Annotated in this window: 15 protein-coding genes and 12 pseudogenes; 13 read left to right on the plus strand and 14 right to left on the minus strand. The window is 71.4% G+C overall.

The genetic code is table 11. The features are described from left to right. Positions 1-99 precede the first annotated feature (99 nt). Both L2X98_RS07905 and L2X98_RS07910 read left to right on the plus strand, forming a co-directional pair. Positions 100-652: pseudogene (locus L2X98_RS07905) on the plus strand (cysteine hydrolase family protein). 52 nt (positions 653-704) lie between these two features. After that, positions 705-2,028 (plus strand): annotated as a pseudogene (locus L2X98_RS07910) (MATE family efflux transporter). Between the two features lie 4 nt (positions 2,029-2,032). Here L2X98_RS07910 and L2X98_RS07915 read toward each other — a convergent pair. Next, on the minus strand, positions 2,033-2,365 hold the full coding sequence (locus L2X98_RS07915; RefSeq protein ID WP_259613246.1) for a nitroreductase family deazaflavin-dependent oxidoreductase: 333 nt from the start codon (positions 2,363-2,365) through the stop codon (positions 2,033-2,035). Between the two features lie 180 nt (positions 2,366-2,545). Further along, positions 2,546-3,288 (minus strand): annotated as a pseudogene (locus L2X98_RS07920) (TrmH family RNA methyltransferase). A 361-nt stretch (positions 3,289-3,649) separates the two neighbouring features. Here L2X98_RS07920 and L2X98_RS07925 point away from each other — a divergent pair. Both L2X98_RS07925 and L2X98_RS22205 read left to right on the plus strand, forming a co-directional pair. Further along, a pseudogene (locus L2X98_RS07925) lies at positions 3,650-4,830 on the plus strand (Nramp family divalent metal transporter). A 21-nt stretch (positions 4,831-4,851) separates the two neighbouring features. Continuing rightward, positions 4,852-5,489 (plus strand): annotated as a pseudogene (locus tag L2X98_RS22205) (metal-dependent transcriptional regulator). Positions 5,490-5,644: 155 nt separating this feature from the next. Here the strand turns inward: L2X98_RS22205 and L2X98_RS07940 are convergent. Together L2X98_RS07940 and L2X98_RS07945 are read right to left on the minus strand one after the other, a co-directional pair. Continuing rightward, positions 5,645-6,229: an SDR family NAD(P)-dependent oxidoreductase gene (locus L2X98_RS07940; RefSeq protein ID WP_259613435.1), complete on the minus strand. Its 585-nt coding sequence runs from the start codon at positions 6,227-6,229 to the stop codon at positions 5,645-5,647. 136 nt (positions 6,230-6,365) lie between these two features. Continuing rightward, a pseudogene (locus L2X98_RS07945) lies at positions 6,366-6,611 on the minus strand (SDR family NAD(P)-dependent oxidoreductase); the annotation flags it as partial. A gap of 112 nt (positions 6,612-6,723) precedes the next feature. Between L2X98_RS07945 and L2X98_RS07950 the strand changes: the two are divergent. Continuing rightward, positions 6,724-7,507, plus strand: a pseudogene (locus L2X98_RS07950) (HAD-IIA family hydrolase). Between the two features lie 137 nt (positions 7,508-7,644). On the opposite strand, the gene L2X98_RS07955 reads toward L2X98_RS07950, so the two are convergent. From L2X98_RS07955 to pyrE, 6 genes are all read right to left on the minus strand, one after another. After that, positions 7,645-8,394 carry an ROK family protein gene (locus tag L2X98_RS07955; protein ID WP_259612898.1) on the minus strand — a complete coding sequence of 250 codons (750 nt, stop codon included), beginning with the start codon at positions 8,392-8,394 and terminating at the stop codon, positions 7,645-7,647. A gap of 171 nt (positions 8,395-8,565) precedes the next feature. After that, a complete protein-coding gene (locus L2X98_RS07960) occupies positions 8,566-9,486 on the minus strand; it encodes a carbohydrate ABC transporter permease (protein WP_259612899.1) in 921 nt (306 codons plus the stop codon). Continuing rightward, the gene (locus L2X98_RS20575; RefSeq protein ID WP_354002965.1) at positions 9,483-9,767 is read right to left on the minus strand and encodes an ABC transporter permease; all 285 of its coding nucleotides are present in this window, start codon (positions 9,765-9,767) and stop codon (positions 9,483-9,485) included. The genes L2X98_RS07960 and L2X98_RS20575 overlap by 4 nt, the downstream gene beginning before the upstream one ends. A gap of 671 nt (positions 9,768-10,438) precedes the next feature. Then, complete coding sequence (locus L2X98_RS07970; protein ID WP_259612900.1) at positions 10,439-11,716, minus strand: ABC transporter substrate-binding protein; 1,278 nt, start codon at positions 11,714-11,716, stop codon at positions 10,439-10,441. 558 nt (positions 11,717-12,274) lie between these two features. Beyond that, positions 12,275-13,309 carry a LacI family DNA-binding transcriptional regulator gene (locus tag L2X98_RS07975; protein WP_259612901.1) on the minus strand — a complete coding sequence of 345 codons (1,035 nt, stop codon included), beginning with the start codon at positions 13,307-13,309 and terminating at the stop codon, positions 12,275-12,277. A 265-nt stretch (positions 13,310-13,574) separates the two neighbouring features. Continuing rightward, positions 13,575-14,150, minus strand: coding sequence for an orotate phosphoribosyltransferase (gene pyrE / locus L2X98_RS07980; RefSeq protein WP_259612902.1), 576 nt, complete (start codon positions 14,148-14,150; stop codon positions 13,575-13,577). A 484-nt stretch (positions 14,151-14,634) separates the two neighbouring features. Here pyrE and L2X98_RS07985 point away from each other — a divergent pair. The 4 genes and pseudogenes from L2X98_RS07985 (at position 14,635) to L2X98_RS08000 (ending at position 19,298) form a co-directional block, all read left to right on the plus strand. Beyond that, positions 14,635-16,256 (plus strand): annotated as a pseudogene (locus L2X98_RS07985) (Re/Si-specific NAD(P)(+) transhydrogenase subunit alpha). A 65-nt stretch (positions 16,257-16,321) separates the two neighbouring features. Further along, positions 16,322-17,668, plus strand: coding sequence for a Re/Si-specific NAD(P)(+) transhydrogenase subunit beta (pntB, locus tag L2X98_RS07990; RefSeq protein ID WP_435526273.1), 1,347 nt, complete (start codon positions 16,322-16,324; stop codon positions 17,666-17,668). A 214-nt stretch (positions 17,669-17,882) separates the two neighbouring features. After that, complete coding sequence (locus L2X98_RS07995; RefSeq protein WP_290427323.1) at positions 17,883-18,293, plus strand: YbhB/YbcL family Raf kinase inhibitor-like protein; 411 nt, start codon at positions 17,883-17,885, stop codon at positions 18,291-18,293. A gap of 157 nt (positions 18,294-18,450) precedes the next feature. Then, positions 18,451-19,298: pseudogene (locus tag L2X98_RS08000) on the plus strand (exodeoxyribonuclease III). Between the two features lie 27 nt (positions 19,299-19,325). Here L2X98_RS08000 and L2X98_RS08005 read toward each other — a convergent pair. The 4 genes and pseudogenes from L2X98_RS08005 to L2X98_RS08020 all read right to left on the minus strand — a co-directional run bounded on the left by L2X98_RS08005 (position 19,326) and on the right by L2X98_RS08020 (position 21,985). Continuing rightward, the gene (locus tag L2X98_RS08005; RefSeq protein ID WP_259612903.1) at positions 19,326-19,943 is read right to left on the minus strand and encodes a dihydrofolate reductase family protein; all 618 of its coding nucleotides are present in this window, start codon (positions 19,941-19,943) and stop codon (positions 19,326-19,328) included. After that, on the minus strand, positions 19,940-20,668 hold the full coding sequence (locus tag L2X98_RS08010; RefSeq protein ID WP_259612904.1) for a winged helix-turn-helix transcriptional regulator: 729 nt from the start codon (positions 20,666-20,668) through the stop codon (positions 19,940-19,942). The genes L2X98_RS08005 and L2X98_RS08010 overlap by 4 nt, the downstream gene beginning before the upstream one ends. Next, positions 20,669-21,114, minus strand: a pseudogene (locus tag L2X98_RS08015) (VOC family protein). 283 nt (positions 21,115-21,397) lie between these two features. Then, entirely contained in the window at positions 21,398-21,985 is a 588-nt protein-coding gene (locus L2X98_RS08020; RefSeq protein ID WP_259613249.1) for an NADPH-dependent FMN reductase, read from the minus strand. A gap of 344 nt (positions 21,986-22,329) precedes the next feature. Here L2X98_RS08020 and L2X98_RS22210 point away from each other — a divergent pair. The 4 genes and pseudogenes from L2X98_RS22210 to L2X98_RS08035 all read left to right on the plus strand — a co-directional run. Then, a pseudogene (locus tag L2X98_RS22210) lies at positions 22,330-22,941 on the plus strand (sensor histidine kinase); the annotation flags it as partial. Continuing rightward, on the plus strand, positions 22,928-23,503 hold the full coding sequence (locus tag L2X98_RS20585; protein WP_354003021.1) for a sensor histidine kinase: 576 nt from the start codon (positions 22,928-22,930) through the stop codon (positions 23,501-23,503). The pseudogene L2X98_RS22210 and the gene L2X98_RS20585, both read left to right, overlap by 14 nt. Beyond that, on the plus strand, positions 23,478-24,218 hold the full coding sequence (locus L2X98_RS08030) for a response regulator (protein WP_435526258.1): 741 nt from the start codon (positions 23,478-23,480) through the stop codon (positions 24,216-24,218). Before L2X98_RS20585 ends, L2X98_RS08030 begins: the two co-directional genes overlap by 26 nt. A 101-nt stretch (positions 24,219-24,319) precedes the next feature. Beyond that, positions 24,320-25,205: pseudogene (locus tag L2X98_RS08035) on the plus strand (ABC transporter ATP-binding protein). The last annotated feature ends 26 nt before the right edge of the window (positions 25,206-25,231 follow it).

Genomic DNA, 25,231 nt, shown 5'->3' on the forward strand with positions numbered 1-25,231 from the left:
GGAGACATCCGTGTGCTGTCTCGGTGGCGCAGGGTGGGTGGGGGTGGGCACGGGGCCGGATGTCGGGGGCCGTGCGTAACCTGGGATCGGGAGGCAGACATGACGACATTGACCGATCGTCCGAACACCGCGCTGCTGGTCGTGGACGTGCAGAACGACGTGGTCGGCGAGGCATACGAGCGCGACGCCGTGGTCGCGCGCATCCGCACGCTCGTCGACCGCGCCCGTGACGCCGGCGTCCCGGTGGTCTGGGTGCAGCGACTCCGATCCCGAGCTCGTCCCGGGCTCGGACGCCTGGCGCATCGTGCCCGAACTGGCACCGGCCGACGACGAGCCCCTGGTGGGCAAGGAATACGGCGACGCGTTCGAGGGCACGGATCTGGAGAGCGTGCTGGCGGCTCGCGGCGTAGGCCGCGTGATCGTGGCGGGCGCCGAGACGGATGCCTGCATCCGGTCCACGATCCATGGTGCGTTCACGCGCGGCTACGACACGACCCTGGTCTCGGACGCGCACACCGCCGGCGACAAGTCGGCGTGGGGCGCCCCGCCCGTGGACCAGGTGATCGCGCACACCAACCTGTACTGGTCGTTCCAGGGAGCACCGGGGAAGACGGCGCAGGTGGTCGCGTCCGACGAGGTGGCATTCGACTGACGCGGGCCCGCGCGCGACCGCTGACGTCGGCGCCCACCCGTAGGCTCGGAGCGTGAGCCCGCCCGACACGCTGAACCGCGACATCCTGCGGCTCGCCATACCGGCGCTGGGCGCCCTGATCGCCGAGCCCCTCTTCCTGATCATCGATTCTGCGCTGGTCGGGCATCTGGGGGTCGTGCCGCTGGCGGCCCTCGGCATCGCGTCGGCGGTCCTCCAGACGATCGTCGGCCTGATGGTGTTCCTCGCCTACTCGACGACACCGGCCGTGGCCCGCCGGTTCGGCGCCGGCGACCCGACGCGTGCGGTGTCGGTCGGGATCGACGGCATGTGGCTCGCGCTCGGCCTTGGCGCGGTGCTGGCGCTGGTGGGCTATCTGTCCACGCCGATGCTCGTCGGGCTGTTCGGCGCCGGACCCGAGGTCGCCGCCGATGCGCGCACCTATCTGGGCATCTCGATGTGGGGCCTGCCGGCCATGCTCATCGTGTTCGCCGCGACCGGACTGCTTGCGCGGCATGCAGGACACGGTGACGCCCCTGTGGATCGCCGGCATCGGCTTCGCCGGCAACGCCCTGCTGAACTGGGCCTTCATCTACGGCCTCGGCTGGGGCATCGCCGGATCGGCGACCGGCACCGTCCTCGCGCAGTGGGGGATGGTGGCCGCCTACGTCGCCGTGATCGGGCGACTCGCGCGCCGGCACGAGGCATCGGTCCGCCCACAGCGCGAAGGAGTCCGCGGCTCGGCGCGATCCGGCGGCTGGATGTTCCTGCGCACCGTGTCGCTGCGCGGGGCGCTGCTGTCCACCGTGGCGGTGGCCAGCGCCTTCGGCACCGCCGAACTGGCCGGCTGGCAGGTGGCGTTCACGATGTTCTCGACCGCCGCGTTCGCGTTGGACGCCCTGGCGATCGCCGCCCAGGCACTCATCGGCAAGGGGCTGGGCGCCGGCTCGGTCAGCGACGTGCGCCGCGTGCTGCGACGCACGCTCGCCTGGGGTGCGGGGTTCGGCGTGGTGACGGGGGCGATCATCGGCGGATGCTCCGGACTGATCGGGCTCGTGTTCACCGGCGACGCGCAGCTCGCCGCACTCGTCCAGCCGGCGCTGATCGTGCTGGCCGTCGCGCAGCCGATCTGCGGGATCGTCTTCGTGCTCGACGGGGTGCTCATCGGGGCGAACGACGCCCGCTACCTCGCCCTGGCCGGGGTGATCAACCTGGCCGTCTACGTCCCGGTCCTGGTCGCGCTCGCGGTGTGGCACCCCGGGGGCGCGACCGGGCTCACCTGGCTCGCCGTCGCGTTCTTCGGGGTGTACATGATGGCCCGCCTCGTGACGCTGGGGTGGCGCATCCGTCGCCCCGCATGGCTGACGCAGCCGGCCTGAACGCTCACCGCCGCCGCGGCGGAGTCAGCCGCGACGGGTCAGCTTCACCACCGGGATGACGCGGCTCGTGCGCTTCTCGATAGCTGCGGAAACCCGGAGCCGCCGCCGTGAACCGCTCCCACGCGGCATCCCGCTCGGCGCCCGCCAGCACCGTGGCATGCACCGCGACGACGCCGTCGTCGGGCGTCTCGATCTCGACCTCGGGATGGGCGACCAGGTTGTGGTACCAGGCCGGATTGTCGTCGGCGCCCGCCTTCGACGCGGCGATCAGCCACGTGTCCCCCTCTCGGATGCCCATGACCGGGGTGACCCGTTCCGCACCGCTGCGCGCTCCGATGTGGTGCGGCGAGCACCAGGCCCCGCCCGAAGTGCGTCACCGTTCCGCCGGTCGCCCGGAACTCCGCGACGATCGGATCGTTGTGCTGCGCGTACGGATTGCTCATGCGTGCCTCCTCGGCTCGGTTCTGCTCGGTTCTGCGCGGTCGTACTGTGCTCGATTCCATTCTGCGCGCGGCTCTCACGCCCAGCGCCGGCACCATTCGTACATGACGACGGCCGCCGCCGCGCTGGCGTTGATCGATCGGGTCGAGCCGTACTGGGTGATCTCGACGAGGGCGGATGCGGCATCCAGCGCCTCGGACGAGACCCCCGGCCCCTCCTGGCCGAACAGCAGCGACGCACCGTTCGGGTAGGTCCGCCTGCTGCACCGGCACCGCACCGGGAACGTTGTCGACCGCGATGATCGGCACGGCCTCGGCATCCGCCCACCGCGCGAACGCGGCGACATCCTCGTGGTGCACGACGTGCTGGTAGCGGTCGGTGACCATCGCACCCCGGCGGTTCCAGCGGCGGCGGCCGATGATGTGCACGGTGTCGGCGCCGAACGCGTTGGCGCTTGCGCACGATCGAGCCGATGTTCATGTCGTGCTGCCAGTTCTCGATCGCGACGTGGAACGGATGCCGGTGCTCGTCGAGATCGGCGACGATCGCGTCCATCCGCCAGTAGCGGTAGTGGTCGATCACGTTGCGGCGGTCGCCGTGGGCGAGCAGCTCCGGGTCGAAGCGGTCGTCGGTCGGCCACTCCCCGCGCCCGCCGGGCCACGGGCCGACGCCGTGCTCGGGTCGCTCGCCCTGCGGCTCGGGCCGCTCGCCCTGCGGCTCGGGCCGCTCGCCCTGCGGCTCGGGCCGCTCCTCCTGCGGCTCGGGCCGCTCGCCCTGCGGCTCGGGCCGCTCCTCCCCAGACCCGGCGGCGTCAGGCAGCGGGGCGTCGGTCACGATCCCAGGGTAGCCGCGGCGGCAACCCGGAGCGCCGGAGGCCAGCCGGCGCCGGCGTGCCTGCCCCCTCCGACGCACCCGTCCCGGGCCGCCCTCGGCCCAGGCGAGGGGAAATGCCGAAGCGAGGATGCTCTCCCCGATTCGGCCCTCCTTTCGGCATATCTCCTCGGCCCAGCCGAGTGCCAAACCTTTCGGTCTCCCGAAAACAGCTATAGGATTTTGGTGTGCCGAAAAGTCGAGCGGAGACCGGAACGCGTCGCGTGCTGACACGCGACACTCCCCGGGTGCTCTCGGCCACCGGCCCGCCGGCGGCGGAGCCGCGGCATCCCTCCCCCGCGTGACGTGGATGCTGGGACCGGCGCTGGTGGCCGGGGTCGCCTATCTCGACCCGGGCAACGTCGCCAGCAACATGACCGCCGGTGCGCGCTACGGGTACCTGCTCGTCTGGGTCGTCGTCCTCGCGAACCTGATCGCGTGGCTCGTGCAGTACCTGTCGGCGAAGCTCGGCGTGGTCACCGGGCAGAGCCTGCCCGAGCTGCTGGGGGCGCGCATCCGGCGCCCCTGGGCGCGGCGCGCGTACTGGCTGCAGGCCGAACTCGTGGCGATCGCGACCGATGTCGCCGAGGTGATCGGCGGCGCAGTCGCCCTGCACCTGCTGTTCGGGCTGCCCCTGCTGTGGGGCGGGGGATCACCGGCGCAGTGTCATTGGCCCTCCTGGTCCTGCATTCCCGGCGCGGGCCGCGCACGTTCGAGTTCGTCATCATCGGCCTGGTCGCGGTGATCGCGATCGGGTTCGTGGCGGGAGTGTTCGTGGCGCCGCCGAGTCCGGCGGGCATCCTCGGCGGCATGGTGCCCCGCTTCGCCGACACCGGCTCGGTCCTGTTGGCGGCGTCGATCCTCGGGGCGACGATCATGCCGCACGCGATCTACGCGCACTCGGCGCTCGCCCGCGACCGCTTCGCCGGCGACGCCACCCCGGTCCCCCGCATCCTGCGCGCCACCCGGTGGGATGTGTCCATCGCGATGATCGTGGCCGGCGCGGTGAACGTGTGCATCCTGCTGCTGGCCGCGGCCAACCTCACCGGCGTCGTCGGCACCGACACGCTCGAGGGCGCGTACGCGGCGCTCCGCGACGGGATCGGCCCGCTGATCGCGACGCTGTTCGCGGTCGGCCTGCTGGCCAGCGGACTGGCGAGCACCTCGGTCGGAGCCTATGCCGGCGCCGAGATCATGCACGGCCTGCTGCACCTGCGCGTCCCGCTGGTGCTCCGGCGTGTGATCTCGCTCATCCCGGCGCTCGGCCTGCTCGCGTTCGGCGCCGATCCCACGCTGTCGCTGGTGCTCAGCCAGGTGGTGCTGTCCTTCGGCATCCCGTTCGCGGTGATCCCGCTCGTGCGGCTCACGTCGCGCGCCGAGCTGCTCGGCCGGTTCCGCAATCGCCGGATCACCACGCTGCTCGGAATCCTGGCATCCGTCTTCCTGATCATCCTGAACGGGATGCTGCTGCTGGTCTTCAGCGGCGCGTGAGAGCGCGGGTAGCCTGGGACCGTGGCATCCCCCGCCGTCGACGACTATCTGAAGACCATCTACCACCACACGGAGTGGCAGGACGAGCGGATCACGCCGTCCCAGCTGGCGGCGGTGCTCGGGCTTGCGCCGTCCAGTGTCACCGAGATGGTGCAGAAGCTCGCCGGCGTCGGCCTGGTCACGCACCGGCCATACGGTCCGATCTCGCTGACCGCCGAGGGCGAGCGTCGGGCGGCCGCGATCATCCGGCGGCACCGGCTGATCGAGACGTGGCTGGTGCGCGAGTTCGGCTACGCCTGGGACGAGGTGCACGACGAGGCCGAGGTCCTCGAGCACGCCATCAGCGACCGGCTGCTGGAGGGGATCGACGCGCGGCTCGAGCATCCGCATTTCGATCCGCACGGCGATGCGATCCCCGACGCGGACGGACGCGTGCACCGCGAGGACTTCGTGCGCTGCGGGATGCCGCGCCCGGCCACCGGGGGCGCGTGCTGCGGGTCAGCGACCGCGACCCGCAGCTGCTGCGCGCGGTCGAGGATGCCGGGCTGCACATCGGGCGGGCGGTCGAGGTGGTCGGGGCCGACGCGGTCCGGGTCGACGGCGCCGACCGGGTGCGCCTGCCCGACGGCGTCGCCGACGTGGTGTGGCTCACCGCCTGACCGCCCCTTGCTCGGGATCGTACGATCTGGCCGAGTGCACATGAAACTCGGCCGAAATTGATGTGCACTCGGCCAAATCGTACGATTTCAACGCGGGAGGCATGGTTCAACGCGGGAGGGATGGTTCAACGCGGGAGGCACACGGGAGAGCGCGGTCAGCGGAAGCGACGGCGGGCGCGCGCGGCCTTCTCGAACGGCCAGCGCACGCGGGTCGCGTTCTCGCAGTACTCCCACAGCCGCTCACCGAGCTCGCGGCTGCGGGTGAGCTTGCCCGGCGTCCCGCGATGCGGTGCCCCGTGCACGCCGAAGCGCGGACCCCACAGCTCGCCGCCGCCGACCTCCGGGTCGATCAGGGCGCGCACGAGGCTGCGCGCACCACGATCCTTCGACTGGGCGATCGGCGTCTGCAGGTTGTCGATGAACCGCTTGGTCCGCGACGGCTCGTTCACCCCGCGCACCCCGATCGTGCGGCCGCTGATCGCGTAGCCGGGATGGGCCACGACGCTGGATGCCGGGACCCCGGCCGCCCGCAGGCGCCGATCGGCCTCCAGCCCGAGCACGGTCGTGGCGACCTTCGACTGCACGTATGCGCGCCACGGGCTGTACCCGTCCACCAGCTCGGGGTCGACCGGCTCGTAGTCGCCGTACAGGGTCGACAGGCTGCCGACCCACAGCATCCGCCCGTTCACCACGGCGAGGTTCTGCAGCAGTTCGCCGGCCAGGGCGAAGTGCCCGAGCACGTTCGTCGCGAAGACCAGCTCGTGGCCGCCGGCGGTGCGTCGCTGCCGCGGCGGGTGGACGATCCCGGCGTTCAGCAGCGACTCCGTGCAGCGGGCCGCGGGCCCGCGCGGTCGCAGCCGCGGCCCGGATCGAGCCGAAGTTGCTGGTGTCCAGCAGCAGGGTCTCGACGCTGCCGCGCCGGTCCTCCCCGAGGCGCCGTTCGACGGCGGCGTGCGCGGCGGCCAGACGGTTGGGATGACGGCCGGTCATGATCACGTGCGCACCCGCGCGGACCAGCTGTTCTGCAGAGAAATATCCCAGGCCACGCGTGGAACCGGTGATCAGGTAGCGCCTGCCCTCCAGGTCGGGCAGGCGCACGGGGTTCCACCCGGTTCGCGCCACGCTTCGAGCCTAGGCCAGCCGGCCCGCTCGTGCGCGGATGCGGCGGCGCGACGCGCCCGGCGGGCGGGCACATCCGGCCTGCGCCGCCCCGTCCGCTCGATAGGCTGGCCGCATGCGGACCCGCGCCGATATCGACTGCTGGCTGACCGACATGGACGGCGTGCTCGTCCACGACAACAGCCCCATCCCCGGTGCGGCGAAGCTGCTCGCGCAGTGGCGGGATGCCGGCATCCCATTCCTCGTGCTCACGAACAACCCGATCTTCACCCCGCGTGATCTGTCGGCGCGGCTCGCCCGCTCGGGGCTGGATGTCCCGGAGGACCGGATCTGGACCTCCGCCCTGGCGACTGCCCAGTTCCTGAAGACGCAGCTGCCCGGCGGATCCGCGTTCGTCATCGGCGAGGCGGGGCTGACCACGGCACTGCACGAGGCCGGGTTCATCATGACCGAGACCCAGCCCGACTACGTCGTGGTCGGCGAGACCCGGCAGTACTCGTTCGAGGCGATCACCCAGGCGATCCGGTTCATCAACAAGGGCGCCCGGTTCATCATCACGAACCCCGACTCGACCGGCCCGACGCCGGCCGGGGTGGTCCCGGCGACCGGGTCGTTCGCCGCGCTGATCACCACCGCCACCGGCAAGGAGCCGTACGTGGTCGGCAAGCCGAACCCGATGATGTTCCGCTCGGCGATGAACCAGATCGGCGCCCACTCCGAGAACACCGGCATGATCGGCGACCGGATGGACACGGATGTCGTGGCCGGCATCGAGGCCGGGCTGCGACACGGTGCTCGTGCTCACCGGCATCAGCGATCGCGCCGAGGTGGACCGCTATCCGTTCCGGCCGGACGAGATCGTCGAGTCGGTCGCCGACCTGATCGCACCCGCGCGCTGATCGGGATGAACGCGTTCGAGCAGACCCTCATGCTGGCGGTCACCGCGATCGTGCTGGCCGGCACGCTGGTCGTGTTCGTCGTGCAGTACATCTGCCGCTACGGCAAGCACCGCGACGACGACTGAGGCCCGACCGGCCTACGCGGCAGGGTGCAGCACCAGCGCCGCCGCGCCGATGAGCGGGCCGTCGCCGTGCAGGCCGCTGCGCACCACCCGCACCGACCGGGCGTACTCCAGCGCGGCCGAGGCGCGCAGCGCCGCACCGACCAGGTCGATGTAGTCGTCCGCGACGCGGGAGAATCCCCCGCCGATCGCGATGACCTCCAGGTCCACCAGCGCCGACACGTCCGCCAGCGTCTGCCCCACCGCCGCCGCCGAGCGCTCCACGGCGGCGCGGGCGATGCGATCACCGGATGCCGCGGCAGCGCCCAGCTGCTCGCCGCTGTCGCCGTGCCACCCCTGCTCGCGCGCCCAGGCGACGCTGGCGGGGCCGGACGCGACCTGCTCGAGGGTGCGGCCGTCCTCGGAGTGCATCTGCCCGAGGTGTCCGGCGTTCCCGGTCGCCCCGGCCATCAGACCGCCGTCGAGGATGAATCCGCCGCCGATCCCGGTGGAGACCACCATCGCCAGCGACGCGCGGGCGCCGCGGGTGGCTCCGATCCACGATTCGGCCAGGGCGAGGCATCCGCCGTCGTGCCCGAGACGCACCGGCACGTCACCGAGCCCGGCACGCGCGGCCGCATCGGCGACGGCGGCCTTCAGCGGCATCCCGTGCAGGCTCGGCATGTTCACCGGCGCGATCGTCCCCGCGCCGTGGTCGATCGGCCCGGCGCTGCCGATCCCGACTCCGACGAGTGCGCCGTCCCGCTCCCCCGCCGCATCGCGCACCACCTGGATGAGCGCGCCCTGCAGCTTGCCTCGGGCGTGAGCCGTGGACCGGTCGGGCGGCGGTGCCGGCTCCCGGGCACGACCATGCCGGTGGCGTCGACGAGGGCCGCCTCGACCTTGGTGCCGCCCAGATCGAGGGCCAGAGCGTGGACGGTCACAGCATCCGGCCCGTCACGACTTCACCGATCCGCTCATCAGGCCGCCGATGAAGTACTTGCCCAGGATGATGTAGACCACCAGGGTCGGCAGCGAGGCGATCAGCGCCCCGGCCATGGACGCCCCGTAGTTCGACAGCTTGCGCCCCTGCGACAGGTTCACCAGCGACAGCGACACCGGCCCCTGATTCGCGTCCGAGAGGAACAGCGCGAACAGGTAGTCGTTCCACGCCGAGGTGAACTGCCAGATGATGGTCACCACGAAGCCGGGCAGCGACAGCGGCAGGATGATCCGCCAGTACGAGCCGAGCATGCCGGCGCCGTCCACGCGCGAGGCCTCCATCAGCTCGTTCGGCACGCCCTCGTAGTAATTGCGGAAGATCAGCGTGCAGATCGGCAGACCGTAGATGATGTGCACGATCAGCAGGGTGAGGATGCTGCTGGGCATGCCCAGCGAGGTCTTCATCTGCACCAGTGGCACCATGATCGCCTGGTACGGAATGAACATGCCGAACAGGATCAGCGTGAACACGATGTTCGCGTACGGGAACTTCCAGCGCGAGAGCACGAATCCGTTCATCGAGCCGAGCATGGCCGAGATGATCGCCGCCGGGATCGCCAGCAGGAACGTCCGGCCGATCGGGGCGGCCAGCGTGGTCCAGGCGGTGGACCAGTTGTCGAATCCAGTGGCGCCGTCGGGACCGGCCTGCCACGGCCAGCGCGCGGGCAGCTGCCAGGATGTCACAGCCGACACGTCGGAGGGGCTCTTCAGGCTGGTCACCAGGAGCACGTACACCGGCATCAGCACGACGACCACGAACAGGACCAGCAGCACGTACTTCGCGGTCCGGCCGACGCGGGCCTTCGCCTTGCCATTGGTGGGGATGCCGCCGCCGCCGACGGTGGTGCGGCGCTCGATTCCAGTTGCGACGGTCATCGGCGGGCCTTCCTCTCGGCGCGGGCCGTGTAGATCAGGTACGGCACGATGAAGATGCACACCAGCACCAGCAGCACGGTCGCGATGGCCGACGCCTTGCCGTACTCGGCGCCGGTCAGCGCCACCCACATGTAGGTGGCGGGCACCTCGGTGATGTAGACCGAGCCGGTCACGGCCATGATCAGGTCGAACACCTTCAGCGACATGTGCGCGACGATCACGAGCGCCGACAGGGCGACCGGGCTCAGCTCGGGAAGATCACGTGCCGGTACAGCTTCCACTCGGACGCGCCGTCCATCCGGGCCGCCTCGCGCAAGCTCTTCGGGGATGCCGCGGAAGCCGGACAGGAACAGCGCCATCACGTATCCGGACAGCCTGCCAGATCGCCGGCATGGCCATGGCGGCCATGCCCCAGTACGGCGCCGAGTACCAGTCGTTCTGCAGCCCGCCCAGCCCGATCGACTGCAGCAGCCGGTTCAGCCCGGAGGCGCGGTCATCCTGAGCGGAGCTGAGCAGCCACCGCCACACCACGCCGGAGGCCACGAACGACACGGCCATCGGGAACAGGAAGATGGAGCGGAATCCACCCTCCGCGGTCACGCCCTTGTCCAGCATCCACGCCCAGAGGAAGCCGAACACCATGGTGCCGACCATGAAGAACACGGTGAAGATGCCGAGGTTGGCCAGCGAGTGCAGGAAGCGCGGCTCGGTGAGCAGGTCGACGAAGTTCTGCAGCCCGACGAACTGCGACGCCGACAGCGCCGAGTCCTTCGTCATGGCGGTGGAGATGTTCACGCCGATGAGGACGTAGACGAAGATCCCGAGCAGGATGATCGTCGGCGAGATCAGCAAGCGGCGGCCCCCAGTTGCGGATGCCCTTGCGCATCGTGTCCTCCCGGACGTGATGAGCCGCGTGGGGCGACGGATGCCGCCGCCCCACGCGGGTCGGATGTTACTTGCCGAGGCCCTTGGTCTGCGCCTGGACGAGACCGTCCTGGAGCGCGCCCGCGTCCTTGGTGGACACGTACTGGCCGATGGCCGAGGTGATGTCGTTCAGCCACGACACCTTGACCGCCGCGCCGTGCGCGAGCGAGCTGACCACGGTGTCCTTGGCGAACGAGGCCATCGCGCCCTGCTGGTAGGCGGGGTAGTCGTCCGCGTTCGCGTCGGTGCGCGCCGGGATCGAGCCCTTGGCCAGGTTGAACGCCTTCTGTCCGTCGGCCGAGCTGATCGTGCGCAGCCAGTCCTTCGCGGCGTCAGCGTGCGGCGCGCCCTTGGGCAGCGTGAACGAGTCGGCGAGGAAGTCGAACGTGCCGTCCGTGCCCGGGGTCGGCCAGGTCGTGTACTCCTTGTCGTACGTCTTGCCCTTCGAGTCGAACTCGGCCAGCGCCCAGTCGCCCATCACGTTGTACGCGGCGGTGCCGTCGATGACCATGTCGGTCGCGACCGGCCAGTCCTGGCCGGTGCCGTCGGTGTTGGCGTAGGAGAGCAGCTTGCCGTAGTCGGCGATCGCCTTGGTGACCTGCGGGTCGTCGAACTTGGTCGAGCCGTCCCACAGTCCCTGGTAGCCGTCGGCGCCGAGGTCGGACAGCAGCACGTTCTCGAACAGCTGGACCTGGGTCCAGTCGGTGGCCACCGACAGCGGGGTCGCCACGCCGGCGTCCTTCAGCTTCTTCATGTCGGCCAGCCACCCGTCGATGTCGGCCGGAGCCTTCTTCGGGTCGATGCCGGCCTTGTTCAGCAGCTCGGTGTTGATCCACACGACGTTGGCGCGGTGGATGTTGCTGGGCACCGAGTAGACCTTGCCGTCGACGGTGAGCCGGTCCAGCAGCGTCTTGGGGAAGACGTCGTTGAGCTTGTTCTCCTCATAGAACGAGCTGAGGTCTTCGAGCTTGTCGGCCTCGATGTAGTCGGTCAGCTCGGCCCCGGCGTGCGCCTGGAACGAGTCCGGCGGGTTGTTGGCCTTCAGCCGCGACGCGAGCGCGTTCTTGGCGTTCGAGCCGGCACCGCCGGCCACTGCCGCGTTGACGAACTTGACGTCGGGGTACTGCTCGTTGAACACCTTGGTGAGGGCGTCCAGACCCAGCTTCTCCGAGCCGGATGCCCACCAGGTGAACACCTCGACCTGGTTCGGGTCTCCGCCGTCCTTGCCGCCGCTCGAGCCGGAGCAGCCGGCCAGTGCGAGACCGGCGACCGCCAGGCCCGCGACTGCTGCGAGTGCTTTCCGCATGTGATCCTCCATTGGATGTCGTCAGCCTGCCTTGCGCCGGCCGTGCTCTTCAATAGATTGCCATGAAATCTGAAAACGTTGCCAAATGCAAGACGAGGGGGCGACGGCATCCGTCCTGTGATCGAATCGTGACCGCGCGGGGGGCCGTTTGCGGGTTGACGGGCGGCGACGCGGGGGTGTGCGGGCGGGTCGGCCGGGGCAGGGTCGGCGCGCGGGGTGCGGAGACCGGCGTCAGCGCGCGGGGGGCGGGGAGCGGGACCGGCGTCAGCGCACGGCGGGCGGGGCCGGCGTCAGTGCGCGGGGGCGGGCCGGCCGGGGCGGGCCGGTGCCGACCGGCGTCAGGGCGCGGGGGGCGGGTCGCCGGGGCGGGCCGGGGCGGGCCGGTGCCGACCGGCGTCGGGGCGCGGGGGCGGGTACCGGCGTCGGCGCGCGGGGTGCGGGGACCGGCGTCGGCGTGCGGGGTGCGGGGACCGGCGTCAGGGCGCGGGGTGCGCGGACCGGCGTCAGTGCGCGGTGTGCGGGGACCGGCGTCAGCGCGCAGGTCCGCGGGGAAGAGCGTCAGGGCGCGGCGGGCGGCAGCTCGCCGGAGCCGCGCTCGGCCAGCCGGGTGCCGAGGATGATGCGCTGGGTCGGACCCGCGCGCCCCGCGATGCGGCTGAACAGCAGGTCTGCGGCGGCGCGTCCGATGGCGGTCGGATCCTGCACGATCGTGGTCGTGGGCGGGTTCATCAGCACGGCCAGGTCGAAGTCGTCGAAGCCGACGAGCGCCAGGTGCGAGCCGAGCAGGCGCTGTGCGCCCAGGATCGCCTTCGTCGTGCGACCGTTCGTGGAGAACACGGCGGTCGGCGGGTCGGGCAGCCGGGCGAGCTCGAGGAGCGCCTCGGTGCAGACATCCACCTCGTCGTCCACCGAGACCACGAGAGCGGGGTCGGTCGGCAGACCCACCTCTCGCAGCCCGCGGTAGTAGCCGTCTTCGCGACGGACCGAGGTGTAGCGACCGGAGACGTGCGCGAAGCAGGCGATACGGCGGTGCCCGGCGGCGTACAGGTGCCGCACGGCGCTGGCCGACCCGCCTTCGTTGTCGACCACGACGAGGTCGGCGTCCATGCCGGTCGGGGGCTGGTCGACGAACACGATCGGGGTGCCGGCGCGCTGCTCCTCCTGCAGGAACTTCAGGTCGGCATCCTCCGGCGCCACGAGGATCAACCCGTCCAGGCGGCGCTCGAGCAGGCGGCGGATGATGTGCTCCGCCTCGCGGGGGTCGTCGGTGACGGATGCCACGAGAACGAGCTGGTCGCGCGCGCGGGCGCGCTCTTCCACGCCGCTGACCAGGGCCGAGAAGAACGGGTCGGAGATGTTGGTGACCACCATCCCGATCGTCGCCGACGTACCGGTGCGCAGGGTGTGCGCGAAGTCGTTGCGGCTGAAGTTGAGCTCGCGGATGGCCCGCTCGACGGCGCGCACCTTGGACGCGGCGACGCCACCCTTGCCGGAGACGACGCGCGACACGGTGGACAGACCGACGCCGGCGCGGGCGGCGACATCCTTCATCGTCGCGCGGCGCTGCGCGGTCTCTGTCGGTACGTCTTCCATGGCGGTCCGATCCTGGTTTCTGGCAACGTTACCGGATCCCCGCTGCCCTTCGCGCCCTCGCCCCGCTGCTCGCCGCTCGCCCGCGCTGCTTGCCGCTCGCCCGCTCGCTTGCTCGCCCGCTCGCCCGCTCGCCCGCTCGCGCCGAAATCGTACGATGTGGCCGACTGCACATCAATTTCGGCCCGGGATCATGTTCACTCGGCCAGATCGTACGATTTCGCCCGGGAGGGAGGGAGAGACGCGGGGCGCGGAAGACGCGGCGCGACTACTGCGGGGCGAGGCCGAGGTCGTCGAGGTCGATCGCGGCCAGCCACTGCAGGCCCTCGGCCTCGACGGCGGCCTGGGCGCCGGTCTTGCGGTCCACGATCACCGCGACGGCGACGGGTACGGCCCCCTCGCGGCGCAGCGCCGCGACCGCCTTGAGCGCGGACTGGCCGGTGGTCGAGGTGTCCTCGACCACCACGACGCGCTTGCCCACGACATCCGCCCCCTCGACCTGGCGCCCGCGACCGTGATCCTTCGGCTCCTTGCGCACCACGAAAGCATCCACCGGGCGCCCGGCATGCACCGACTCGTGCATCACCGCGTTCGCGATCGGGTCAGCGCCGAGCGTCAGCCCGCCGACCGCGACGACGTCGAGGTCGCCGATCAGGTCGAGCACGATGCGGCCGATCGCCGGTGCCGCGCGGTGGTCGAGCGTGAGCTTGCGCATGTCGACGTAGTAGCTGGCCTGCTTGCCGCTGGAGAGCGTGAAGTCGCCGCGGAACACGGCCTCCGCGGTGATCAGCCCGATCAGGGTCTGGCGGTCGGCTTCGAGCGCGGGCGTGGAGGCGACGGTCATGTCATCGATTCTATGGGCCCGGATGTCGCAGCCCGCGGCCCGGATGTCCCGGCCCGCGGCCCGGATGTCGCAAGCCCGCGGCCCGGATGTCGCAGCCCGCGGCCCGGATGTCGCAGCCCGCGGCCTGGGACGGAGGCCGCGGTCCCGCATCCGGACACCGCCCTCGTCCTCGGTGCGGCGCGCAGAACTCCGGAGTTCCGGACGCCGGACGGTTCGTGGGAGCAACTTCAGCCCGAGGAGGAGCGAATCCTCCGGAGTTCTGCACGCGCCACCTGCACCCCGCTACCCGCACCCACCGCCCGCACCCGCAACCCGCAGCCGCCACCCGCCCACCCCGCGGCCCGCGCTTCCGCCGCGCGAAGATCTGCGGCTTCTTTCCACCGGGATCGCGCTCAGGCAAGCCCGATACCTGCGCGGACGCCCCTATAGTCGGTCGCATCGGCACCCTGCGGCGCCGCACCCGACACGAGAGGCACGGAGCTCATTGATGCGCATCGGCATAGTCGCTGAACCCACGGGCGAGAACCGCGTCGCCGCGACCCCGGTGACGGTCGCGAAGATCCGCACGCTCGGCTACGAGGTGGTCATCGAACCCGGGGCGGGTGCGGCATCCTCGTTCCCCGACGGCGCCTATGCGGATGCCGGGGCCACCCTGGTCGCCGGACCCGAGGCGTGGGCATCCGATGTCGTGCTGAAAGTGGCCGCACCGACGGCCGAGGAGGTCGCGCGCCTGAACCCCGGCGCCACGCTGATCGGGCTGCTGAGCCCGGCGCTCAGTCCCGACCTGCTCGCCCGGCTGGCCGCACGCGGCGTGACAGCCGTGGCGCTGGACGCCGTCCCCCGCATCTCGCGCGCCCAGTCCATGGACGTGCTCAGCTCGATGGCCAACATCGCCGGCTACCGCGCCGTGGTCGAGGCCGCGCACGAGTTCGGCCGGTTCTTCACCGGCCAGGTCACCGCAGCCGGCAAGGTGCCGCCGGCGAAGGTGCTCGTCGCCGGCGCCGGCGTGGCCGGGCTCGCTGCGATCGGGGCCGCCTCCAGCCTCGGCGCCATCGTGCGCGCGACCGATCCGCGTCCCGAGGTCGGCGACCAGGTCCGCTCGATCGGCGGCGAGTATCTGCCGGTGGATGTCACGGTGGAGCAGTCCACCGACGGCTACGCCAAGGCCACCAGCGAGGCGTACGACAGACGCGCCGCGGAGATCTACTCCGAGCAGGCCCGGGATGTCGACATCATCATCACCACCGCGCAGATCCCCGGGCGCACCGCGCCGCGCCTGATCACGGCATCCGATGTCGCGAGCATGCGACCGGGCAGCGTCATCGTCGACATGGCGGCGGCGCAGGGCGGCAATGTCGAGGGCTCGGTGCCCGGCGAGCGCGTCGTGACCGGCAACGGCGTGACGATCCTCGGCTACGCCGACCTGCCCGGACGCCTGCCGACCCAGGCCTCGCAGCTGTACGGCACGAACCTGGTGAACCTCCTGACCCTGCTCACCCCGGGCCAGGACGGAGAGCTGACGATCGACTTCGACGACGTCGTGCAGCGCGCGGTCACGGTCACGCGCGACGGCGCGGTGACCTGGCCGCCGCCGCCCGTGCAGGTCTCGGCGGCGCCCGCTCCCGCACCGCAGGCGGCGGATGCCGCAGGTGTGCCGGCCGGCCACCCCGAGGCGCCGCCGCCCAAGAAGACCATGTCGCCCGCTCGTCGCGCGGGGCTGATCGCCCTGGGGCTGGCCGCCCTGTTCGCGCTGTGCGTGGTCTCGCCGCCGCCGCTGCCGCAGCATTTCCTCGTGCTGGCACTGTCGGTCGTCGTCGGCTTCTACGTCATCGGCCGGGTCACGCACGCGCTGCACACCCCGCTGATGAGCGTGACCAATGCGATCAGCGGCATCATCATCGTCGGGGCGATGGGCAGCTGGTCGCCCCCAGCCTGGTCGTGCAGATCCTCGCCGCGGTGGCCGTGCTGGTCGCCAGCATCAACGTGTTCGGCGGCTTCGCCGTGACCCGCCGAATGCTGTCGATGTTCGTGCGTGATCCCGCCGACCCGGGGCGAACGGCCGGGGCGAAGCATCCCACCGGTTCGACGCAGGCGGGCACCCGGTGACCGGCGTGACCCTCGCCGGCGCGATCGCCGGCGCGGCCTACATCGTCGCCGCCCTGCTGTTCATCATGAGCCTGGCCGGCCTGAGCCGCCAGGAGCGCGCCCGCGGCGGCGTCCTGTACGGCATCGTCGGGATGATCGTGGCCCTGGCGGCGACCGTCTGGCTGATGCTCGAGGATGCCTGGGGCCAGCCCACGGCGGTGCTGGGGCTGACGCTCCTGATCGTGGCCATGATCATCGGCGCCGCGATCGGCCTGTGGCGCGCGGCGACGGTGAAGATGACCGGGATGCCGGAGCTGATCGCCCTGTTCCACAGCTTCGTGGGGCTCGCCGCGGTGCTGGTCGGATGGAACGGCGCGCTCTACACCGAGGGCATCGCCCCCGATCTGCTCGGCGTGCACCACGCCGAGGTGTTCATCGGCGTGTTCATCGGCGCGGTGACGTTCACCGGCTCGATCGTGGCGTATCTGAAGCTGTCGGCGAAGATCTCTTCGCGGCCCCTGATGCTGCCCGGCAAGAACGTGCTCAACGTCGGCGCGCTCGTCGTGTTCGTCGCGCTGACCGTCTGGTACGTGATCACGCCGGAGCTGTGGCTGCTGGTGGTCGTGACCGCCCTGGCGCTGGCCCTGGGCTGGCACCTGGTCGCCTCGATCGGCGGCGGCGACATGCCGGTGGTCATCTCGATGCTCAACAGCTATTCGGGATGGGCGGCGGCCGCGGCAGGATTCCTGCTGAACAACGACCTGCTGATCGTCACCGGGGCGCTGGTCGGCTCATCCGGTGCGTACCTGTCGTACATCATGTGCAAGGCGATGAACCGGTCGTTCATCTCGGTGATCGCCGGGGGTTTCGGCATCGAGGCGCCGCGCGCGGACGGCGACGAGCCGGTCGGCGAGCACCATGAGACGGATGCGGCTGCCGTCGCGCGGCTGCTGGAAGCGGCATCCACCGTCGTCATCACGCCCGGATACGGCATGGCCGTCGCACAGGCCCAGCACGGGGTCGCCGACCTCGCCCGACACCTGCGCGAGCGCGGCATCGAGGTGCGGTTCGGCATCCATCCGGTGGCGGGCAGGCTCCCCGGGCACATGAACGTGCTGCTGGCCGAGGCGAAGGTGCCGTACGACATCGTGCTGGAGATGGACGAGATCAACGACGACTTCGCGCACACGGACGTGGTGCTGGTGATCGGCGCGAATGACACCGTGAACCCGGCGGCCGCGGAGGATCCGGGCAGTCCGATCGCCGGGATGCCGGTGCTGCGGGTGTGGGAGGCCGCGCACGTCGTGGTGTTCAAGCGGTCGATGGCGTCGGGGTACGCCGGCGTGGCCAACCCGCTGTTCTACCGGGACAACGCACAGATGCTGTTCGGCGACGCGAAGGAGCGGGTCGAGGACATCCTGCGGGCGCTGTGAGGCGAGCCGGAAGCCGCCCGTCATGCGGTCGGCGCGGGTAGCGTGGGCGGCAGGACTGCGACGAAGGCTGCGACGAAGGAGGACGAGATGTTCGAGTACGACCCCTACGCGGAGTTGGCGCGGCTGAAGGAACTCCCCACCTTGACGGTGACGAGCACCGATTTCACTGAGGGGCAGCGGCTTCCGCAGGAGAGCTGGGGCTCCGGCGCCGGAGGTGCGGACCGCTCGCCGCAAGCTGAGCTGGTCGGGGGCGCCCGAGGGCACGCGCAGCTTCGCGGTGTCCTGCTTCGATCCGGATGCCCCGACCGGATCCGGATACTGGCACTGGGCCGTGTACGACATCGACTCATCCGTGGGAGAACTGGCGGCGGACGCCGGGAACGGCCGTGCGGGGTCGCTGCCGGCCGGGGCGATCACGCTGCCGAACGAGGCGCGCAGCGAGCGGTACATCGGTGCGGCGCCGCCGGCGACCACGGGCGTGCACCGGTATTTCTTCGTCGTGGATGCGCTGGATGTCTCGCACCTCGACATCGCGCCGGGGTCGACGCCGGCCGTGCTGGGGTTCAATCGGCACTTCCATGCGCTGGCCCGCGGCATCCTCGTCGGCACCGCGTCCGTCGACTGACCGCGCCCCCGTTCTGGGTGCCCCCGACCCCGCCGCTTTCTCGTCGAAATCGTACGATTTGGCCGAGTGAACATCAGTCTGGGCCGAGATTGATGTGCAGTCGGCCAAATCGTACGATCCCGCGGAGGGGGTCGGCGGGGCGCCATAGGCTGGGCGCATGCGCTTGGCCACCTGGAATGTCAACTCGATCCGCGCCCGCGTCGCCCGCACGGTGGAGTTCGCCGTCCGTGAGGATGTCGACGTCCTGGCGATGCAGGAGATCAAGTGCCGACCCGACCAGTTCCCCTACGGACCGTTCGAGGACGCCGGATACGAGGTCCACGCACACGGCCTGAACCAGTGGAACGGCGTCGCGATCGCCAGCCGGCTGCCCGTGGCCGACGTGCAGACCTCGTTCCCGGGCATGCCCGGGTTCGCGAAGGGCCACGAAGGCCCCGACCAGCCCCAGGAGGCGCGGGCGATCAGCGCGCTCGTCGGCGGCACCCGGGTCTGGAGCCTGTACGTGCCCAACGGCCGCGGCCTGGACGACCCCCACTACGTGTACAAGCTCGACTGGCTGGCCGCCCTCGCCGCGCACGTGAAGGATGAGCTGGCCCGCGACCCGGCAGCTGCCGCTGGCCCTGGTGGGCGACTTCAACATCGCCCCGACCGACGCCGACAACGGCGACCCGGCGGTGGTCGAGGGCGTGTCCACGCACGTGTCGCCGCGCGAGCGGGCGGCCTTCGCCGCGCTCGAGGCGGCGGGGCTGTCGGATGTCGTCCGCCCGCTCGTTCCCACCGGCTTCACGTACTGGGACTACAGGCAAGCTGCGCTTCCCCCGCAACGAGGGCATGCGCATCGATTTCATCCTCGGCTCCCGGGCGTTCGCCGACGCGGTCTCGGCCGCCGGCATCCACCGCAACGAGCGCAAGGGCGAGATCCCCAGCGACCACGTTCCGGTGACCGCGGACGTCGACCTCGACCCCGCCGGCGACGAGGACGACGTGCCGATGATCTTCGGCTGACGCCGGCCTCGACCCGCGCAGGCCCCGTCAGTCCCCCAGCGTCATATCCCCCGTGGTGGGCGCACCGGCCGGCGCATAGCGCAGCTGCACCATGCCCTTCTCGGTCGTCACGGCCGGGGCCACCAGACGCAGCGCGGCCGGGACCGCGCCGTCGGGGAACACCTTCTTGCCGCCGCCGAGCACGACCGGATACGTCCACAGCACCAGCTCGTCATACAGCTCGTCCGCCAGCAGCGAGTGGGCGAAGTCCACACTGCCGATCACGTGCACGTTGCGGTGCCGCTCCCGCAGCGCGTCGATCTCGGTGCGCAGGTCCGGCCCGAGCAGCGAACTGCCCTGCCACCCCAGCGCCGGGGTCCCGCGGGAGGCGACGTACTTCGGCACCCGGTCGAAGAGCGCGCCGATCGGGTTGTCGGTGTGCCGGGGCCAGTACGCCGCGAAGATGTCGTACGTCCGGCGGCCGAGCAGCAGCGCGTCCAGCCCCTCCATGTTCTCGGTGACGAGGCGTCCCCCGGTGTCGTCCAGCAGCGGAGCCTGCCACCCGCCGAAGCCGAAGCCGTCGCTGGGGTCCTCCTCGGCGGCGCCGGGCGCTTGGGCCACGCCGTCCAGGGTGGTGAACAGATCGATCAGGATGCGGCCGGTCATGCGCGTGTCCTTTCGTCGGCCGTGCGCTCCGGGACGAGAACCGTCCCGGAGTCGATGTGGAACGTCGCGGCGAACCGCTCCAGCAGCACCGGGTCGCCCGCCAGCACGTGCAGCACGCCGGCGTCGAGGGCGGCGGCCGGCGTCAGCTCACCGGAGATGATGTGCCGGATGCCGGGGCCCGCGGCGATCGTGATGTCCGGGTCACCGGCCGGCGGCATCCCGCCCACCGGCGGCGCGGGCGGCGCCACCTGCGCGACATGCAGCCCTCGGGGGAGACCTGGGCCCGCAGCGCGACGTCGCCCACGTGCAGCTCGTAGTCCGCGGGCGGCGCCGAGGCCGCGACATCCGCCTGGAACGCGGTGCGCAGCGCCATGGTCAGCGAGTCCGGGGTGACCTGGTCGTCGGGGCCGGGGTCGCCCATCGCCTGGAACCCCCAGCGGCCGAGCGCGAGGACGATCGGCTCGAGCTCGCGGCCGTACTCGGTCAGCTCGTACACCAGGCCGCAGTGGTGCAAGCGGCACGCGCCGCACCACTCCGCCGTCCTGCAGCTCCTTGAGCCGGGCGGAGAGGATGTTCGTGGGGATCCGGGGCAGTCCCTGATTCAGGTCGGTGTAGCGGCGGGGGCCGACGAGGAGGTCGCGGATGATCAGCAGCGCCCAGCGCTCGCCGATCAGGTCGACGGCCGTCGTGACCCCGCAGTACTGTCCGTAGCTGCGGGCCGCCACCTACGCGGCACCTTCTCCCTGCGCGGCCAGGGCCGCCTCGGGTCCCTGTTCGACGGCCTCCGGGGCCATGTAGAGGAAGCCGAGCGAGTTGCCGTCCGGGTCGTCCAGGTCGCGGCTGTACATGAAGCCGAGGTCCTGTGCCGGGCGCGGTTCGCTGCCCGGCGGCGATGCCGGCCGCGATGAGCCGGTCGACGTCCTCGCGCGAATCGCAGCTGAACGCGACCGAGACCTGCAGGGTGTCGATCGGATCGGCGATCGGCTTGTCGGTGAAAGTGGCGAGGAACTCGCGCTTGAGCACCATGAAGAAGATGTTCTCATCCCACACGATGCACGCGGCGTTCTCGTCGGTGAACTGGGGGTTCAGGGACGTATCGAGCGCCGCGTAGAACGCCTTGCTTGCGCTCCAGGTCGCTGGTGGGAAGGTTCACGAAGACGTTGGTGGCCATGTCGACTCCATCCGAGTTGCTTGTTCTTAACAAGCATGCTTGCAAAGAACAAGCTGGTCGTCAAGACCCGATTCGACCGACCCCTCTCTGGACCCGCCCGCGAGAGCCAGGACCGATCTCATCCGCGAGATCACGCTCGTGCACGCTGTGAGCGCGAAACATGTACACGAGCGTGATCTCGCGTGGGGATGCCGCGGGCGCGGCGCGGTGGGGATGCCGCAGCGCGGCGCGCGTGGGGATGCCGCGGCGCGGCGCGCGTGGGGATGGCGCGGCGCGGCCGGTGTCAGGCCGCGTCGGAGTCTGCGTCCTCCGCGGCCGCGTCCCCCGCGGCGGCATCCGCCGTGTCGACGTAGCGGGCGATGAGCGCGGTGAACGCGGCCAGGTAGGAGGTCAGGAACGCGGCCGTCCCCTCGTTGGAGACCGCACCGTCCACGCCGAACAGGCCGGGCGTGGACTGGATGTAGCCCTCGGGCTGGCCGAGCGTGGGCGCGTTGTAGTGGCTCAGGATCGCCTTCAGATGCTGCTGGGCGGCGGCCGTGGAGATCGGGCCGCCGGAGGTGCCGATCACGGCGGTCGGCTTGTGGTCGAACGAGGCCTGACCGTAGGGGCGGGCCGACCAGTCCAGCGCGTTCTTGAGCACGCCCGGGATGGAGCGGCTGTACTCGGGCGTCACGATGATCACACCGTCCACGTCGGCGATCGCCTGCTTGAAGTCACGGGCGACCTGGGGGAAATCGGCGTCGTGGTCGGGCGAGTAGAACGGCAGGTCCTTGATCGGGATCTCGACGAGCTCGACGCCGGCGGGGGCGAGGCGGGCCAGGGCCCGGGCGAGCCGCCGGTTGATGGAGGTGCTGGAGATGCTGCCGACGATGCAAGCCGATCGTGTACGGGGTCACGGTGATCCTTCTGTGTCTCGATTCGGGCACCGCCTGCTGCCGCCGCGGAGTGGACGCGCAGCGGACGGGAGCCCCGGTCGCGTCCAGTCAAGCGGATCTTCCTATGTCCTATTCCGCCGCATAGATATCGACGCCCGGTCGGGGCTCCGCCGCGCGGGGGAGGCGCGCAGCATCCGTCCCCCGTACGGTGGAGGGATGCCTCTGGACGTCCGCCTGCAGCGACAGGATCTCGCGCTGGCCGCCGCCGTCGGCGTGGGCACGGTGATCAGCGCTTGCGCTGGGCGGGGTCGCCGGCATCTTCGGCGACCATGCCGCGCCGATGTGGGTCGCGGTCGTCTACGCCGCGGTGCTGGCGGCCGCGATCGCGGTGCGTCGGCGCTGGCCGAGTGTGGTCGCCGTCGCCACGGCGGCCGCCTACTTCGCCGCCGGCACCTGGCACGTGCCCGAGCTGTACGCCGGGAACATCGCGATGTTCATCGGCTTCTACACGGTCGGGGCGATCTCGACCGACCGGCGCCGGGCCGCGTGGGTGCGCATCGGCATCACGGTCGGCATGTTCGTCTGGCTGCTGACGGCCACCTTCATCCAGTCGACCAACCCGTCCGACGATTCACCCTCGCAGGCCGGCGCCTTCTCGCCGTTCGTCGCCTACGCCCTGCTGAACATCGTCGTCAACGCCCTCTACTTCGGCGGCGCCTACTACTTCGGCGAGCGCACCTACGCCGCATCGCGGCAGCGGCGCATGCTCGAGCAGCGCACCGCCGAGCTCGAACGCGAGCGCGAGCGCACCGCCGCGCAGGCCGTCGCGCTGGAGCGCGTGCGCATCGCGCGCGAGCTGCACGACGTCGTGGCACACCACGTCTCGCTGATGGGGGTGCAGGCGGGTGCGGCCCGTGCGGTGATGGCGAAGGACCCGGATGCCGCGGCCCGCACGCTCGCGCAGGTCGAGGCATCCGCCCGCGGCGCCCTCGACGAGCTCCGACCAGCTGCTGGAGACACTGCGCTCGGACGACCTCGACACCGCCGCCACGACCCTCGGCCTGGCCGCGCTGTCGACCCTGGTCGACGAGTCCACCGGCGCCGGGGTGCCGACCACGCTGACCGTGATCGGCGATCCCCGGCCGGTGCCCGACACCGTGCAGGTGTCGCTGTACCGCATCGCGCAGGAGGCGCTGACGAACGCGCGCCGGCACGCGGGACCGGATGCCACAGCCGACGTGCGCCTGCGCTATCACGACGCCGGCGACACCGGCACCGCCGAGACCGGCACCGCCGACATCCCCGGCGGGGCCGGCATCGAGCTGGAGGTGACCAACACCGGCCGGCGCGTGGCCCGGGTCGGCCGGGGGCTCGGGCTGGTCGGCATGCGCGAGCGGGCCGCGGCGTGCGGCGGCCGACTCGAGGCGCGCCCTCGGGATGGCGACGGGTTCCTGGTGCGGATCTCGGTGCCCCTGGCGGTGCACGCGGATGCCGGAGCCGACGCGGGTGCCTGAGCCGACGCGCGTGCTGCTGGTCGACGATCACGCGATGATGCGCGCGGGGTTCCGGCTGATCCTGGAGGCGGCGGACGGCATCGCGGTGGTGGGTGAGGCATCCACCGGCGCGGAGGGCGTGGCTGCGGCGGTGCGACTGCGACCCGACGTCATCTGCATGGACGTGCAGATGCCCGATATGGACGGGCTGGAGGCCACCCGGCGGATCGTCGGCGACCCGCAGCTGCAGGCGGCCGTGCTGATCGTGACGACGTTCGACCGCGACGACTACCTGTTCTCGGCCCTGTCGGCCGGGGCGGCCGGGTTCCTGCTGAAGAACGCCGGCCCGGAAGAGCTCGTCCGCGCGGTGCGGGTGGCCGCGGCCGGCGACGCGCTGCTGGCGCCCGAGGTGACGCGGCGGGTGATCGCCCGCTTCGCGACGGATGGGCAGGCCGCGACGGGCGTTCGGTCGTCACAAGACGTGACTCCGACCCCGGGCAATCCGCAGTCTGTGACGACCGAATCGGATGCGCGCGCGCTCGCCGCGCTGCTCACCGAACGCGAGGCCGAGGTGCTCCGCCTGATGGCGGAGGCGCTGAGCAACGCCGAGATCGCCGGGCGGCTGTTCATCGGCGAGGCGACGGTGAAGACGCACGTCTCGAACGTGCTGGCCAAGCTCGGCGCACGCGACCGGGTGCAGGCCGTGGTGCTCGCCCACCGGCACGGGCTGGCGTGACGGCATCCGTCCCGGCCGGCGAGCGGCCGGATCTCCCTCCCGCGGGGGAGGCGCAGCATCCGTCCGGCTCGTAACGTGGAGCCATCACACGAGGAGGACGGATGCTCACACTGAGCGGCATCACCAAGAACTACGGCGGGCGCCGGGTCCTCGACGACGTCGGATTCGAGGTCGCCCCCCGGCGGCTGACCGGCTTCGTCGGCGGCAACGGCGCCGGCAAGACCACGACCATGCGCATCGCGCTGGGCGTGCTCGAGGCCGACGGCGGCGAGGTGCGCCTGGACGGGGCCCCGATCACCGACACCGACCGGCGGCGCTTCGGCTACATGCCCGAGGAGCGCGGTCTGTATCCGAAGATGAAGGTCGCCGAGCAGATCGCGTATCTCGCGCGGCTGCACGGCTATTCGAAGGCGGATGCCGAAGCCAGCGCCACCGGACTGCTGACCGAGCTCGGCCTGGGCGAGCGCCTGCACGACAAGGTCGAGACGCTGTCGCTGGGCAATCAGCAGCGCGCGCAGATCGCGGCCGCGCTGGTGCACGACCCGGAGGTGCTGATCCTGGACGAGCCGTTCTCGGGCCTGGACCCGATGGCGGTCGACGTGGTGGCCGGGGTGCTGACGGCGCGGGCGGAGCAGGGCGTGTCGGTGCTGTTCAGCTCGCACCAGCTCGACGTGGTCGAGCGGCTGTGCGACGACCTGGTGATCATCGCCGACGGCACGATCCGTGCCGCCGGCAGTGCCGAACGGCTGCGCGCCGAGCACGCCGGCCGGCAGTACGAGCTGCACACCGCCGGCGACGTGGGCTGGCTGCGCGCCGAACCGGGGATTGCCGTCGTCGACTTCGCGGCCGGGTCGGCGGTGTTCGACGCCGACAGCGACGAGACCGCCCAGCGCGTCGCTGCGCACCGCGATCGCGCAGGCGCCGGTGCACAGCTTCACCCCGCGCCGCCCCTCCCTCGCCCAGATCTTCAAGGAGGTCATCCAGTGAGCACCACGACATCCGCTCCCCCCACC

It is taken from the genome of Microbacterium elymi, from assembly GCF_021582895.2.
Taxonomy (GTDB): domain Bacteria; phylum Actinomycetota; class Actinomycetes; order Actinomycetales; family Microbacteriaceae; genus Microbacterium; species Microbacterium humicola.

Bases quoted from the DNA above. Each gene is read 5' to 3' on its own strand.
- L2X98_RS07975 (WP_259612901.1), bottom strand. From the start codon at position 13,309: ATGGAAGACGTACCGACAGAGACCGCGCAGCGCCGCGCGACGATGAAG.
- L2X98_RS08005 (WP_259612903.1), bottom strand. From the start codon at position 19,943: ATGACCGGCCGCATCCTGATCGATCTGTTCACCACCCTGGACGGCGTG.
- pyrE (WP_259612902.1), bottom strand. From the start codon at position 14,150: ATGACCGTCGCCTCCACGCCCGCGCTCGAAGCCGACCGCCAGACCCTG.
- L2X98_RS20585 (WP_354003021.1), top strand. From the start codon at position 22,928: ATGCCGCGGCCCGCACGCTCGCGCAGGTCGAGGCATCCGCCCGCGGCG.
- pntB (WP_435526273.1), top strand. From the start codon at position 16,322: ATGAGCCTGGCCGGCCTGAGCCGCCAGGAGCGCGCCCGCGGCGGCGTC.
- L2X98_RS07970 (WP_259612900.1), bottom strand. From the start codon at position 11,716: ATGCGGAAAGCACTCGCAGCAGTCGCGGGCCTGGCGGTCGCCGGTCTC.
- L2X98_RS07960 (WP_259612899.1), bottom strand. From the start codon at position 9,486: ATGACCGTCGCAACTGGAATCGAGCGCCGCACCACCGTCGGCGGCGGC.
- L2X98_RS08030 (WP_435526258.1), top strand. From the start codon at position 23,478: ATGCCGGAGCCGACGCGGGTGCCTGAGCCGACGCGCGTGCTGCTGGTC.